This window comes from Micromonospora halotolerans, from assembly GCF_032108445.1.
Taxonomy (GTDB): Bacteria; Actinomycetota; Actinomycetes; order Mycobacteriales; family Micromonosporaceae; genus Micromonospora; species Micromonospora halotolerans.
In genome coordinates, this window is record NZ_CP134876.1 from 4,873,365 (window position 1) to 4,885,525 (window position 12,161).

The 12,161-nt window shown below is 72.9% G+C and carries 15 protein-coding genes; 11 read left to right on the forward strand and 4 right to left on the reverse strand.

Annotated features, from left to right (window positions below):
• The first annotated feature begins 27 nt into the window (after positions 1-27).
• The 7 genes from RMN56_RS23000 (at position 28) to RMN56_RS23030 (ending at position 7,344) form a co-directional block, all read left to right on the forward strand.
• Positions 28-1,911, forward strand: coding sequence for an L-lactate permease (locus tag RMN56_RS23000; protein ID WP_313719593.1), 1,884 nt, complete (start codon positions 28-30; stop codon positions 1,909-1,911).
• A gap of 51 nt (positions 1,912-1,962) precedes the next feature.
• Positions 1,963-2,190: a DUF6767 domain-containing protein gene (locus RMN56_RS23005; RefSeq protein WP_313719594.1), complete on the forward strand. Its 228-nt coding sequence runs from the start codon at positions 1,963-1,965 to the stop codon at positions 2,188-2,190.
• A 154-nt stretch (positions 2,191-2,344) separates the two neighbouring features.
• Positions 2,345-3,118: a (Fe-S)-binding protein gene (locus RMN56_RS23010; protein ID WP_313719595.1), complete on the forward strand. Its 774-nt coding sequence runs from the start codon at positions 2,345-2,347 to the stop codon at positions 3,116-3,118.
• A 53-nt stretch (positions 3,119-3,171) separates the two neighbouring features.
• Complete coding sequence (locus RMN56_RS23015; RefSeq protein WP_313724839.1) at positions 3,172-4,581, forward strand: lactate utilization protein B; 1,410 nt, start codon at positions 3,172-3,174, stop codon at positions 4,579-4,581.
• Complete coding sequence (locus tag RMN56_RS23020) at positions 4,578-5,180, forward strand: LutC/YkgG family protein (RefSeq protein ID WP_313719596.1); 603 nt, start codon at positions 4,578-4,580, stop codon at positions 5,178-5,180. Before RMN56_RS23015 ends, RMN56_RS23020 begins: the two co-directional genes overlap by 4 nt.
• A 320-nt stretch (positions 5,181-5,500) precedes the next feature.
• A complete protein-coding gene (locus RMN56_RS23025; protein ID WP_313719597.1) occupies positions 5,501-6,358 on the forward strand; it encodes a MerR family transcriptional regulator in 858 nt (285 codons plus the stop codon).
• Complete coding sequence (locus tag RMN56_RS23030) at positions 6,355-7,344, forward strand: BtrH N-terminal domain-containing protein (RefSeq protein WP_313719598.1); 990 nt, start codon at positions 6,355-6,357, stop codon at positions 7,342-7,344. Before RMN56_RS23025 ends, RMN56_RS23030 begins: the two co-directional genes overlap by 4 nt.
• An 89-nt stretch (positions 7,345-7,433) precedes the next feature.
• On the opposite strand, the gene RMN56_RS23035 is transcribed toward RMN56_RS23030, so the two are convergent.
• Positions 7,434-7,961 carry a hypothetical protein gene (locus tag RMN56_RS23035; protein WP_313719599.1) on the reverse strand — a complete coding sequence of 176 codons (528 nt, stop codon included), beginning with the start codon at positions 7,959-7,961 and terminating at the stop codon, positions 7,434-7,436.
• Positions 7,962-8,219: 258 nt separating this feature from the next.
• On the opposite strand from RMN56_RS23035, the gene RMN56_RS23040 reads away from it, so the two are divergent.
• Together RMN56_RS23040 and RMN56_RS23045 are read left to right on the forward strand one after the other, a co-directional pair.
• Positions 8,220-8,930: a hypothetical protein gene (locus RMN56_RS23040; protein ID WP_313719600.1), complete on the forward strand. Its 711-nt coding sequence runs from the start codon at positions 8,220-8,222 to the stop codon at positions 8,928-8,930.
• Between the two features lie 34 nt (positions 8,931-8,964).
• Entirely contained in the window at positions 8,965-9,360 is a 396-nt protein-coding gene (locus tag RMN56_RS23045) for a VOC family protein (protein ID WP_313719601.1), read from the forward strand.
• Between the two features lie 114 nt (positions 9,361-9,474).
• Here the strand turns inward: RMN56_RS23045 and RMN56_RS23050 are convergent, their stop codons facing one another.
• The 3 genes from RMN56_RS23050 to RMN56_RS23060 form a co-directional block, all read right to left on the reverse strand.
• Positions 9,475-9,804 carry a nuclear transport factor 2 family protein gene (locus RMN56_RS23050; protein WP_313719602.1) on the reverse strand — a complete coding sequence of 110 codons (330 nt, stop codon included), beginning with the start codon at positions 9,802-9,804 and terminating at the stop codon, positions 9,475-9,477.
• A gap of 182 nt (positions 9,805-9,986) precedes the next feature.
• A complete protein-coding gene (locus tag RMN56_RS23055) occupies positions 9,987-10,301 on the reverse strand; it encodes a TraR/DksA family transcriptional regulator (RefSeq protein ID WP_313719603.1) in 315 nt (104 codons plus the stop codon).
• A gap of 28 nt (positions 10,302-10,329) precedes the next feature.
• Positions 10,330-11,142, reverse strand: coding sequence for a rod shape-determining protein (locus RMN56_RS23060; RefSeq protein WP_313719604.1), 813 nt, complete (start codon positions 11,140-11,142; stop codon positions 10,330-10,332).
• A gap of 506 nt (positions 11,143-11,648) precedes the next feature.
• Between RMN56_RS23060 and RMN56_RS23065 the strand changes: the two genes are divergently transcribed.
• On the forward strand, positions 11,649-11,873 hold the full coding sequence (locus tag RMN56_RS23065; RefSeq protein WP_313719605.1) for a hypothetical protein: 225 nt from the start codon (positions 11,649-11,651) through the stop codon (positions 11,871-11,873).
• A 53-nt stretch (positions 11,874-11,926) separates the two neighbouring features.
• Positions 11,927-12,157: a cation:proton antiporter regulatory subunit gene (locus RMN56_RS23070; protein ID WP_313719606.1), complete on the forward strand. Its 231-nt coding sequence runs from the start codon at positions 11,927-11,929 to the stop codon at positions 12,155-12,157.
• Positions 12,158-12,161 lie beyond the last annotated feature (4 nt).

Here is a 12,161-nt window from a genome sequence, read left to right on the forward strand (position 1 = left end):
CCGTCCCCCATAGCGTCGAGGTGACCCATGTTCGACCAGTTCAAGGTCGTCACCGACCCCGTCGGTGACTCCGTCGCGCTCTCGGCCATCTTCGCGGTCCTACCCCTGCTCACCCTCTTCGTCCTGCTCGGCGTCATGAAGGTCAAGGCCTGGTTGGCCGGCGTCATCTCCCTCGTGGTCGCCCTGATCGTGGCCGTCGCCGTCTACGCCATGCCGGTCGGGCAGGCCGTGCTCTCGGCCACCGAGGGCGCCGCCTTCGGCTTCTTCCCGATCCTCTGGATCGTCATCAACGCGATCTGGGTCTACAACCTCACCGTCGAGAGCGGGCACTTCGACGTGCTGCGCCGCTCCTTCGAACGGGTCAGCCCGGACATGCGCGTCCAGGCGATCATCATCGCGTTTTGCTTCGGTGCGCTGCTGGAGGCCCTCGCCGGCTTCGGCACGCCGGTGGCGATCACCGTGGTGATGCTGATGGCGCTCGGGTTCCGCCCGATCCACGCCGCCTCGGTGTCGCTGCTGGCCAACACCGCGCCGGTGGCCTTCGGCGCGCTCGCCACCCCGATCGTGACGCTCGCCAGCGTCAGCAGTGGCGCCAACCCCGACCCCCGGCTCACCGTCGACACCCTCGGCGCGATGGTCGGCCGGCAGACACCGATCCTCGCGGTGGTCGTACCGCTGATGCTGGTGGCCCTGGTCGACGGGCGGCGCGGCATCCGCCAGACCTGGCCGGCCGCGCTGGTCGCCGGGGTGAGCTTCGGCCTGGCGCAGTTCGTCGCGGCGAACTACATCTCGGTGCCGCTGACCGACATCGTCGCCGCGCTGGTCTCGGCCGCCGCCGTGGTGCTGTTGGTCCGCGTCTGGCGCCCGGTCACCCCCGCCGACCTCGGCCGCGAGCCGGCGGCCGCCACCGTGCCGGCCGCCCGCGGCGCGGCCGACGCGGAGGTGGCCGGCCCCGGCACGGTCCGCGCCGCCGCCGGCAGCCGCGCCGACACGACCAGCACCGCCGCCCCCGGGCTGGGCGGTTCCGGTGGGGAGACCGCGCCGGGTGATCCGCGCGTCGACGAGACCGCTTCCACCGGCCGGCACCGCGGCGACGACGACCTGGAGCCGCGGCCCACCGACCAGGTGCGCGCCGGCACGGCGGGCGGCCGGCGGGTCGCGGACACCCCGGCCGAGGTCGCCCGGGCGTACGCGCCGTACCTGATCATCATCGTGATCTTCTCCATCGCCAACCTCGGCGCCGTGAAGACGGCCCTGGCGAAGGAACCGTGGACGGTGAAGTTCCCCTGGCCGGGGCTGGACATCCTGGGCGGCGACGGCAAGCCGCTGTCCTCGATGACGTTCACCCTCAACTGGCTGCCCGCGGCGGGCACCCTGATGATCCTCGCCGGCATCCTGACCGCGCTGGTGCTGCGGGTCCCGGTGGGCCGGGCGCTGCGCGCGTACGGCCGCACCTACGTCGAGCTGCGCTACGCGATCCTCACGGTGATGGCGGTGCTCGCCCTGGCGTACGTGATGAACCAGTCCGGCCAGACCAACACCCTCGGCGCGTTCCTGGCCGCGGCCGGCGGGGCGTTCGTCTTCCTGTCGGCGATCCTCGGCTGGATCGGCGTCGCGGTGACCGGCTCGGACACCTCCGCCAACGCGCTGTTCGGCGCGTTGCAGGTGCAGACGGCGGCCCGGGCCGGGCTGGACCCGCTGCTGCTGGCCGCGGCCAACTCGTCCGGCGGGGTGCTGGGCAAGATGATCAGCCCGCAGAACCTGGCGATCGCCGCCGCCGCGGTCGGCATGGCCGGCCGCGAAGGGGAGATCTTCCGGAAGGTGTTCGGCTGGAGTCTCGTGCTGCTGCTGTTCATGTGCGTGCTGGTGGCGCTCCAGGGCTCCCCGGTCCTGAGCTGGATGGTGCCGTGATCGGGACCAGTGACCCTGGACGGACCGTCTGGGACCGCGGACCGTGGAGATGTGAGTACCGCGACCAGACCGGCCCGGCCCGACGCGACCTGCCCGATCCGGCCGGGGGAGCCCTGCACGCTCTGCCAGCTCGACGTCACCGGGCCGCAGGACTGCCCCCTCGTCTACCTGGTGATGGGGGACGACGAGCTGCGCGAGGGCGTCCACCGGACCCGGTTGGCCGTCGTCGGGTCGCAGCGGCCTCCTCGCCGGACCGGTCGGGACCACCGCACTCGGTAACATCCGGGTGCGGGCCCGGTCCGCCGGCGCCGTCGGCGGCGACCTGCCGGCACTGCGGGCCCCTCCCGCGCGAGACCCAGCACCTCGTCCGATACCCGCCCCGAGGTGACCAGTCGGCCTGGCGAGCCGCCGAGGATCGGGTGGGTGGCTGAGGATGCGGATCGCCCTGTTCGTGACCTGCCTGGCCGACACCCTCTTCCCGGAGGCGGCCAGGGCGACGGTGCGGCTGCTGGAGCGCCTGGGCCACGAGGTGGTCTTTCCTGAGGATCAGACGTGCTGCGGGCAGATGCACGTCAACACCGGCTACCCGGACGAGGCGCTGCGGCTGGTCCGCCGGCACGTGCGGGTGTTCGCCCCGTACGACGTGGTGGTGGCGCCGTCGGGCTCGTGTGTGGGGTCGGTGCGGCACCAGCACGCGATGGTGGCCCGCCGGGCCGGTGACGAGCGGCTGGCGAGCCGGGCGGAGGAGGTGGCCGCGCGGACCTATGAGCTGTCGGAACTGCTGGTCGACGTGCTCGGGGTGACCGATGTCGGGGCGTACTTCCCGCACCGGGTGACCTACCACCCGACGTGTCACTCGCTGCGGATGATCCGGGTCGGGGACCGGCCGCTGCGGCTGCTGCGCGCGGTGCGTGGTCTGGAGCTGGTGGAGCTGCCGCAGGCGGAGCAGTGTTGCGGCTTCGGCGGCACGTTCGCGGTGAAGAATGCGGACACGTCGACGGCGATGCTGGCGGACAAGATGCGCAACGTGTTGGCCACGAGGGCGGACGTGTGCACCGCCGGGGACGCGTCGTGCCTGATGCACATCGGCGGCGGGCTGTCCCGGCTGCGTGCCGGGGTGCGGACGGTGCACCTGGCGGAGATCCTGGCCAGCACCGAGGCGGATGCCCGCGGCGCGGGCCGGGACGTCGCGGGGGTGGCCCGGTGACGGCCTCGCGCGGGCCGGCCGGCGCCACCGGACGCGGGACCACGTTCCTCGGCATGCCGGCGACCGCCCCGCGCGGGGTGGGCCACCTGCGCGGCGACGAGCCGTTCCCGGCGGCGGCGCGGCGGGCGTTGGGTGACGCCCAGCTCCGCCGGAACCTGCGGCATGCCACCACGACGATCCGCGGCAAGTCGGGGGCGGTGATCGGTGAGGTGCCGGACTGGCCGCAGTTGCGCGCGGCCGGTCGGGCGATCAAGACCGACACGATGGCCCGCCTGCCGGAACTGCTGGAGCAGTTGGAAGCGGCGGTGACCGCGGCCGGCGGCACGGCGCACTGGGCGGCCGACGCCGTCGAGGCGAACCGGATCGTCACCGACCTGGTCCGGGCGGCCGGCGCGGACCGGGTCATGAAGGTCAAGTCGATGGCCACGCAGGAGATCGGCCTGAACGAGGCGCTGGAGGCGGCCGGGATCGAGCCGGTCGAGACCGACCTGGCCGAGCTCATCGTGCAGCTCGGCGACGACCGGCCGAGCCACATCCTGGTGCCGGCGATCCACCGCAACCGGGCGGAGATCCGGGAGATCTTCCTGCGGGCCATGCCCGGGGTCGACCCGGCGCTCACGGACGAGCCGGCGGCCCTGGCCGCCGCCGCGCGCCGACACCTGCGCGAGACGTTCCTCAGCACGCGGGTCGCCGTCTCCGGGGCGAACTTCGCCGTCGCCGAAACCGGCACCCTCGCGGTCGTCGAGTCCGAGGGCAACGGGCGGATGTGTCTCACCCTGCCCGACACCCTGATCACCGTGATGGGCATCGAGAAGGTCATCCCCACCTGGCGGGACCTGGAGGTGTTCCTCCAGCTGCTGCCTCGGGCGTCGACGGGGGAGCGGATGAACCCCTACACGTCGATGTGGACGGGCGTCACACCGGGCGACGGCCCGCAGGCGTTTCACCTGGTGCTGTTGGACAACGGGCGCAGCGCGGTGCTCGCCGACGAGGTGGGCCGGCAGGCGTTGCACTGCATCCGTTGCTCGGCCTGCCTGAACGTCTGCCCGGTGTACGAGCGCACGGGCGGGCACGCGTACGGGTCGGTCTATCCGGGGCCGATCGGGGCGGTGCTGTCCCCGCAGCTGACCGGGGTGGCCGACAACGCCTCGCTGCCGTACGCGTCGTCGCTCTGCGGCGCCTGCTACGACGCCTGCCCGGTGATGATCGACATCCCGTCGATCCTGGTGCACCTGCGCGCCGAGGCCCCCCACCCCCGCGCCGAGGCGGCGGCGATGGCCGCGGCCGCGTACACCATGGACCACCCGGCGCTGTACGCGGCCGCGCAGCGCGCCGCGAAGCTGAGCCGGCTCGCCGGCCCGCGCGGGCGCGGCCTGCCGCCGCCGCTGTCCGGCTGGACGGCCAGCCGCGACCTGCCCGAGCCGCCTCCGCAGACCTTCCGCCAGTGGTGGGCGCAGCGGTGACCGCCCGGGACGTCGTTCTCAGCCGGATCCGTGCCGCCCTCGGCGAGCCCCGGCCGGGGCCGGCGCCGGTGCCCCGGGAGTACCGGCCCGCCGGTGCCGTCGCCACCGACCTCGACCTGTTCGTGGACCGGCTCACCGACTACCGGGCCACCGTGCACCGGTGCGCCGACACCGACGTGGCCCGGATCGTCGACGAGGTCCTCGGCGACCGGCAGATCGTGGTGCCACCCGGACTGCCAAGGCACTGGCTGCCCGCCAGCGTCCGCGCGGTGCCGGACGACAACCTCACCGCGGCGCGGATCGCGGCCCTGGACGGCGTCGTCACCGCGGCGGCCGTGGCCGTGGCCGAGACCGGCACCATCGTGCTCGACGGCGCCCCGGACCAGGGCCGCCGGATCATCACGCTGCTCCCGGACGTGCACGTGTGCGTGGTGCGCAGCGACCAGGTCGTCGCCACCGTGCCCGACGCCCTCACCCGCATCACTCCACACCGGCCCCTGACCTGGATCAGCGGGCCGTCGGCCACCAGCGACATCGAACTCAACCGCGTCGAGGGCGTCCACGGACCCCGCAACCTGCACGTGATCATCACGGCCTGAACCCGGCCGGCGTTCGCGACGATCGGGCCGGCCTCGCCGAGCGGCGCATCGTGGACCAGCGCCTGCTTCAGGCGAGGTCGGGGACGTAGGCGACGGCCACGAAGCGCACCGCGCGGCCGGCCAGGCAGCGTGCGGTGAAGACCACTGCGCGCATTCTCGTCATTCCGAAGTGGATGTGGTGGCCAGCAGCGCCGGCATCGCCTTGTCACGTGGCTGGCCGCGGCGCCTCCGTGATGATGGTGTTCCTGTTCGGTCCGGCAGGGGCCGGGCGCGGGGTTGACCCTCTCCCAGAGAGAGGGCTGAGGCTGTGGGAGGCGTCGGTGACGGGGTTGATGCCGATCGGGGTGTTCGCGCGGGCGACCCGGTTGTCCGTTCGGGTGCTGCGGAACTACGACCGGCTGGGCCTGCTCGTCCCGGCGTGGGTCGATCCGGATACCGGCTACCGCCGGTACAGCGTCGACCAGTTCGTCCGCGCGGGGCAGATCCGGCGGCTGCGAGAGTTGGAGGTGCCGTTGCCCGAGATCGCCGAGATCCTGTCGGCCGCTACCCCGGAACAGGCACGCGACGTCATCGAGCGGCACCGGGAACGCGTGGCCGCGCGGGCCGCGCGCCTCGACGAGATCGCCGGGCGGTTGGGGGCCGTGCTGGCCGAGCCGGGGCGCGTGCCGGGCTGGCTGCACGTGTACGAACGGTGGCGCGACGCCCAGCCCACGGCCCGCACGCTGGTGCGTGCCCCGCTGAGCGGGCTGGCCGAGGCGCTGGCGCCCGGGTTCGCGCGGCTGTTCGCCGGTCTCGCCGAGCAGGGGATCGCCCCCACGGGACCCACCGGCACCCGCTACCTCGGCGACGACCTCGACGCGGCGGAGCTGGAGGTGGAGGTGTTCGCGCCGGTGGCGCGTCAGCCCCGGCCGACCGCGGCGATCGCACCGGGGGAGCTGCCGGGCTGTCTGCTCGCCGCGACCGTCCACGAGGGCGGTTACGACGACATCGAGGCCGCCTACCGGTCGCTGGGGCGGTGGATCGCCGAGCAGGACCGGGTGCTGGCGGGCCCGGCCGAGGAGCGCTACCTCGTCCCGCCCACGCCCGGCGTACCCACGACCGCGCTCCGCACGGAGATCGCCTGGCCGGTCCGACCCCCGGCGGGCCCGTCCCGGCCAACAGACGAGGAGACCGAATGATCATCGAGAACGTCGCGTTCCCCGGCGGTCGCCACTGCGAGACCACCGCGCTCGGGGCCCTGCTGCGCCACGAGGGCGTCGACCTGTCCGAGCCCATGCTGTTCGGCCTCGGCGAAGGTCTCGGCTTCGTCTACTGGGACGCCAGGAGCATGGACTTTCCGTTCCTCGGGGGCCGTACCAAGCCGGGCGTGATCACCCGGACCGTGGCCGACCGGCTGGGCCTGACGCTGCACATCCAGGAGACCGCCTCGCCCCGCCGGGCCTGGCAGAACGTCGCCGCCGCCCTCGACGCCGGACGCCCGGTGGGCCTGCAGCTGGACTCCTACCACCTGGACTACTTCACCACGAGGGTCCGCTTCGGGGCCCACTTCGTCGCGATGTACGGCTACGACGACAGCCAGGCCTACCTGATCGACACCGCCCAGCAGGGCGGGGCCGTGACCACCCCGCTGACGAGCCTGGAGAAGGCCCGCAACGAACGCGGACCGATGACCGCCCGCAACCTGTCCTACACCATCGCCGGCCCGACCGGCCGGACCGACCTGGGCGACGCCGTCCGGACGGCCATCCGCAGCAACGCACACACCTTCCTCACGCCACCCATCGCCAACCTCGGCCACCGCGGCATCGCCAAGGCGGCCGGACAGGTGGCGCGGTGGCTCGACCGCTCCAGCGACCCGTCGCGCGACCTCCCGCGGGTCGCGGCGCTGATGGAACGCGGCGGGACCGGCGGCGCCCTGTTCCGCACCATGTACCGCGACTTCCTCGCCGAATGCGCCACGATCGTCGACGACGACGACCTCCGCCTCGGTCACCAGCTGTACGCCGAGATCGCCCCCCTGTGGACCGACGTCTCGGACCACATCAGGGCCGCCGGAGAAACCAGCGACCCGGACCAGCTGGCCCGTGCCTCGCCGATCCTCGCCGACCTCGCGGACCGGGAACGCCACGCCATGCGGGTCCTGTCCGGCATCCGCACCGGGTAGCCGACGCCGCCGCCATGGCGATGCACTCGACGGGGTCCAACGGTTGAAGGGCGTTCCTGCCCGGTGCCCGGATCCGCTGCGGCCGTCGGTCAGTCGCCGGAGTATCCAGAGAAATGGATGTGGTCGGGCCGGCCGTCGCGGTAGCTGATCACATACGTGCCGGACCAACGTTCCCGCAGGCCTCCACCGGCCTTCATCCACTGCTGGACCTGATCTGACGGGGGCGTCGTGCTGCCGAAGGCCCTGATCAGCTCTTCGCTGGTCAGCGGGGACACCGTGGCGAAGCCGGGGCGGTCGGCCACGCCGTTGACCATGTCGATGATCGAGTGTGTGCCGGAGTGCGGCTGCGCGGCAAGCAGCGTGTCCGGGTCGACGGGCACCGGGCGGCGTCTGCGTTCCCGCCAGTCGTCAACGATCGCGTCGTTGAAGCCGTCGCCGTCGTTGCGGGGATCCAACCGGGCCCGGAACTCCTCCTCCGTCAGGTCCAGGTCGGGGTCGCGCTCGGAGGACTCCCGATAGTATTCGCCGCGGTCGTACACCTCCTGGCGCAGTTGTTGGAGGGCGGCGCCCACGTCGGCCTGGTAGGCCACCAGGTAACGCCACTCCGAAGCACCCATTGCCGTTTCCTCCCTCGGTCGAGCCGCAGGACGGCAGCGTGGCACGGGCGTACGACGCTTCCCGGGAGTGCCGGCGCCTTGACGGCGGATGGCCGGGTGACATGTCGGCCGACGGGCTGGCGTCGAGGCACGGCTGGTCATCAACCCGGGAACTCGGCCGGCGCGGCTCGTCGACCGGCGTGGCAGGATGCCGGCGTGACTGTTCCGATCGCGCCCTGGGGTCGTCCTGCGTTTCGTCCGACCGGTAGCCGCGCCGCCGTGACGCTGATCGCCTTCGCCGACGAGGACGTGCGGCAATCCGGGCCGGACCTCGGGCTTCACGTCGCCGCTCCGAACACCGCCCCCACGGCCGCCCTCGACGTGCGCGTCCACCGGTACGCGGACAGCCCCGACTGGATCGACGGCTGGCGCACCGGTCCTCTGCGCAACATCGCCGCCGGACAACTGGGCGACCTTGATCGCCTCGACGCGGCATCCTGCTGCTACTCGATCACCGTCGAGGTCGACGATCCGAGGGACCTCACGCACCTGCAACTGGCCTGGGCGGTGGCCGCCATGCTGGCCGATGCCGGCAGTTGCGCGACGTTGGATGCCTACGCGTGCAACTGGCTTCCCGGGTCGGCTCTGGTGTCACTGTCACCTCACCGGCCGTTCACCATCCAGCAGGAGGTGAGCCTCATCGCGGAAACCGAACCCCAACCCGGGTTCGGGCACCCGGTACACACGCGCGGCATGGTGAAGTTCGGCCGGCCGGATCTGATCGCCGGTGTTCCCGCCGACCGGATCGAGGACACCGCTGGGATCCTCAACCACCTCGCCCGAATGCTCGCCGAAGGCCACGTCCTCGTGCCCGGCCAGCAGCTTCGGTTCGACGGCCGGAGGACCCTGGCGGTGACGACGTACGCTCCGGACGCCACCACGCCCGACGTGAACCTCAACAACGACGGCCTTCTGCTCGTCGATGTCTGAGCAACCTGTTCGACGCGGCGGCGGATGACCGTACGTGCACGACCAGAGGAGATTCGCTGTGCCGCTCGGCAGACTCCATCACCTGATCGTCGACTGCCCGGATCCGATGACCGAGGCGCGGTTCTGGAGCGCGGTCCTCGGCGACCCGATCACCTACGCGGACGACGGCTTCGTCGTCGTGTCGACCGGCACGGCGGCGTCCGGGCTGGCGTTTCAGCGCGCCACCGACCTGACGCCGCCGACGTGGCCCGAGCCGGCGGTACCGCAGCAGATGCACCTCGACGTGATGGTCGACGATCAGGACGCGGCGGGCGAGGCGGTGCTCGCGCTGGGCGCGCGGCGGTTGCCCGGTGACCATGTGTACGCCGATCCCGCCGGTCACCCGTTCTGCCTGATCAGACGCCCTACCTGGGCGCCGCCGGTGAACTGAGTTCCGCCCGGCTCGTACTCCGGACCGGTAGGTCCACGGCCGAGCGGAGCCGGTGGCGTAGCTCCGCACCCCAGGTCGACAGCGAGCACGTCTCCGCGGCGACCAGCAGGGGCCTCAGCTGATGTTGAGGCTCGCGATCAGGCCGTCGCGGAGGTGGAAGGTCATCGGGCCGGTGCCGTTGAAGCCGTTACCCGAGACGGTGAGGGTGACGACGTAGCTGTCGGGGTCGGTGCCGGGCTCGATCCCGACGAGCGCGAAGTGCGACTGCACCCCGATGTTGTCGGTGCGGTCCCAGGAGCGCACGCCGTCGCGGCCGTGGAACTCACGGCCCCAGTCGTTGAGGTACGCGTCGTCGGTGAACGCCGCGACGAAGGCGTCCGAGTCGGCGCGGTTGGTCGCGTCGATGAACGTCTGGATCGGGGCGGGGACGGCGGTGCTGGTCATGAGCGGATCTTTCGACGGTCGTGCGGCGCGGACGGGCGCACCACAGGTGGGATGACGGGCCGCCGCGAGGCGGCCCGCGGCCGTGGCAACTGTTGCCGAGCGTATGTCATCCATCCCTGCGCAACAGGCGGAACCCGCCCCGACGTGGTGCCCTGGCGCCGGCCGTCCGCGGACGCGACGGGTCAGCCCCGCTGCTGGCACGGCACGCAGTAGCGGGCCGAGGGCAGGATCTCCAGCCGGGCCGTCGGGATGTCCTGGCCACAGCGCTCGCAGACGCCGTAGTCGCCTTCGGACATCCGCTTCAGCGCGCGGGCGGTGTCGGCGATGCCCTGCTGGGCCACCTCGATCAGCCGGCGCAGGGTGTCCGGGTCGTGTCCGCCGTGGTCACGCTGCCGGGACTGCAGCGTGAGTTCGGTGAGCTGGTCGGTGTGCTCGCCGAACTGCCGTTCCAGCAGCTCGCGCAGCATCTCGGTGCGGTCGTCGAGGGTATGCGTCATGGTGGTCCTTTCCGGAAGCAGGTCGGGTTCAGTCGCTCGCGGGGTGCCGGGTTGCCGCGACGGCGGCCATCCCGGCGCCGGTCAGCGCGGCGGTGCGGGGTGAGGCGGCGCGGTGCACGGTCGCGCCCAGCGTGGCGACCAGCCGGGCGGTCAGGTCGGGTCGGGTCGCTCCGTCGCCGACCACGACCACGCCTCGGGCCAGGGAGGCGCGGACCAGCGGTCGCACCGCCGGCTCCTGTCGCAGCTCGCGGATCAGCCTGGTCGTGGTGTCAGCGAGCATGGCGGCGGTGATCGCGTGGTTCAGGTCGCGGGTGCCGACCTCGGCGCGCCGGGCGGCGACCACCCGACCGTGCTCCAGCACGGCCACCTCGGTGAGCTGGGCGCCGATGTCGGCGAGCAGCAGGGTGCCGGCAGCGGCGCCGGCGCCGATGGCGCCCGCGCGCACGCTGTCGACGAAGAGCAGCCGGGACGGCGCGAGTACCGCGTTGAGCACGCGGCGCGTGGCTTCCTCATCGGCCGGAGTGGCGAGCACCGGACGGCAGGCCACGACGAGCGCCCCCACCGGCACCGCAGTGCGGTGGTCGCGCAGTAGCCGCCGTAGTTCGGTGGCGCAGGCCGGGCCGTCGACGACCCGCCCGCGCCGCACGACCGGTGCCCGCAGGACCTGGCCGACCGGTGTGCGCAACACCCCGCCGGATCCCAGCCAGATCCGCAGCTGGGCGCTGCCGAGGTCCACGGCAACCGGCTCGGGGCGGACGGGGACCGCCGGGCGGGTGTGGGAGCGCCCGACCAGCAGCCCGGTGTGCGTCGAAAGGGGAAGGGAGGTGACGTTGCCGGACATGACCGACCTCTTCTACGTGGAGATGCGCTGCCGTCCGATGGACGGGGCGATGGGTGGATGGCGGGCCGCCGGCCGTAAGGCCGGTGCGCTCGACGGCGTCGGTCGGCGGGGTCTACGGGCGGCGTCGGCGGTGCGCCGGCGGCGGCGGGACGTGACCGGTCCCGGAGGCGGAGCCGCCGCCGGCCGAACCGGGAACCCGAGCCGGTCCAAGCCGGGCCGGCGGCGGACAACCGGCGATCGCGGGCGGGGTAGCCACCTGCGTGCGCGTCATCGTCATCACCGCCTCCTCGCTCTCGGGTACCGCGTCGGACCTCCAGCGTCGCCCGAAAGCGAAGGGTTGGCATTGCGCGTGACCGGCCAATAAAAGCTCGCTTGATTGCCGGCCGCCGGAGAACACCATCGCTCGGTGTCCACCTGCTGTCACCGTCCGTGACGGGCCGCGGTTCCGGAGGGATCTCCCCGATCAGCCCCCGGAGCGCGGGTGGGCGAAGGCTATGGTTGGCCCCATGCGTGCCCACCAGCACCCCGTCGGCGTCGGGCGGCCCCTCGCGCTGTCGATGCTGGCCGTGCTGGCGGTTGTCGTCGCGGCGGTTCGCGCCGGCTGCGCGCTCGGGATGTGCATCGTGGTCCGGCTGAGCCGGGCCGTCGCGGGCTGCGTTCCGGCCTGGTCGGCCGATCGGGCGCCGCCGGCCGTCGGGAGAGCCGCTCGACCGTCCACCGCGTTGCCGTAGCGCCGGCCCGCTCCCGGCCGGCCCTGGCAGCCGTCCCGCAAGGAGCATTCCTCGTGAACATCGAACGCACGACGCTGCCCGGCATCGGAGTACGACACACCTTCAGGACCAGAGAAGGCCGCCGGATCGGCATCGTGGAGTACCAGGTGGGCGACCGCCGGGACGTTGTCCACGACGACCCCGACGACCCCGACGGCATGGTCAGCCTCGCCCTGACCCGCACCGAGGCCGCCGCGCTGGCCGCCCTGCTCGGCTTCCCAGAACTGGTCGCCGCCCCGGCCTGAATCG

Bases quoted from the DNA above. Each gene is read 5' to 3' on its own strand.
- RMN56_RS23000 (WP_313719593.1), top strand. From the start codon at position 28: ATGTTCGACCAGTTCAAGGTCGTCACCGACCCCGTCGGTGACTCCGTC.
- RMN56_RS23010 (WP_313719595.1), top strand. From the start codon at position 2,345: ATGCGGATCGCCCTGTTCGTGACCTGCCTGGCCGACACCCTCTTCCCG.
- RMN56_RS23015 (WP_313724839.1), top strand. From the start codon at position 3,172: ATGCCGGCGACCGCCCCGCGCGGGGTGGGCCACCTGCGCGGCGACGAG.
- RMN56_RS23030 (WP_313719598.1), top strand. From the start codon at position 6,355: ATGATCATCGAGAACGTCGCGTTCCCCGGCGGTCGCCACTGCGAGACC.
- RMN56_RS23035 (WP_313719599.1), bottom strand. From the start codon at position 7,961: ATGGGTGCTTCGGAGTGGCGTTACCTGGTGGCCTACCAGGCCGACGTG.
- RMN56_RS23050 (WP_313719602.1), bottom strand. From the start codon at position 9,804: ATGACCAGCACCGCCGTCCCCGCCCCGATCCAGACGTTCATCGACGCG.
- RMN56_RS23055 (WP_313719603.1), bottom strand. From the start codon at position 10,301: ATGACGCATACCCTCGACGACCGCACCGAGATGCTGCGCGAGCTGCTG.
- RMN56_RS23060 (WP_313719604.1), bottom strand. From the start codon at position 11,142: ATGTCCGGCAACGTCACCTCCCTTCCCCTTTCGACGCACACCGGGCTG.
- RMN56_RS23065 (WP_313719605.1), top strand. From the start codon at position 11,649: ATGCGTGCCCACCAGCACCCCGTCGGCGTCGGGCGGCCCCTCGCGCTG.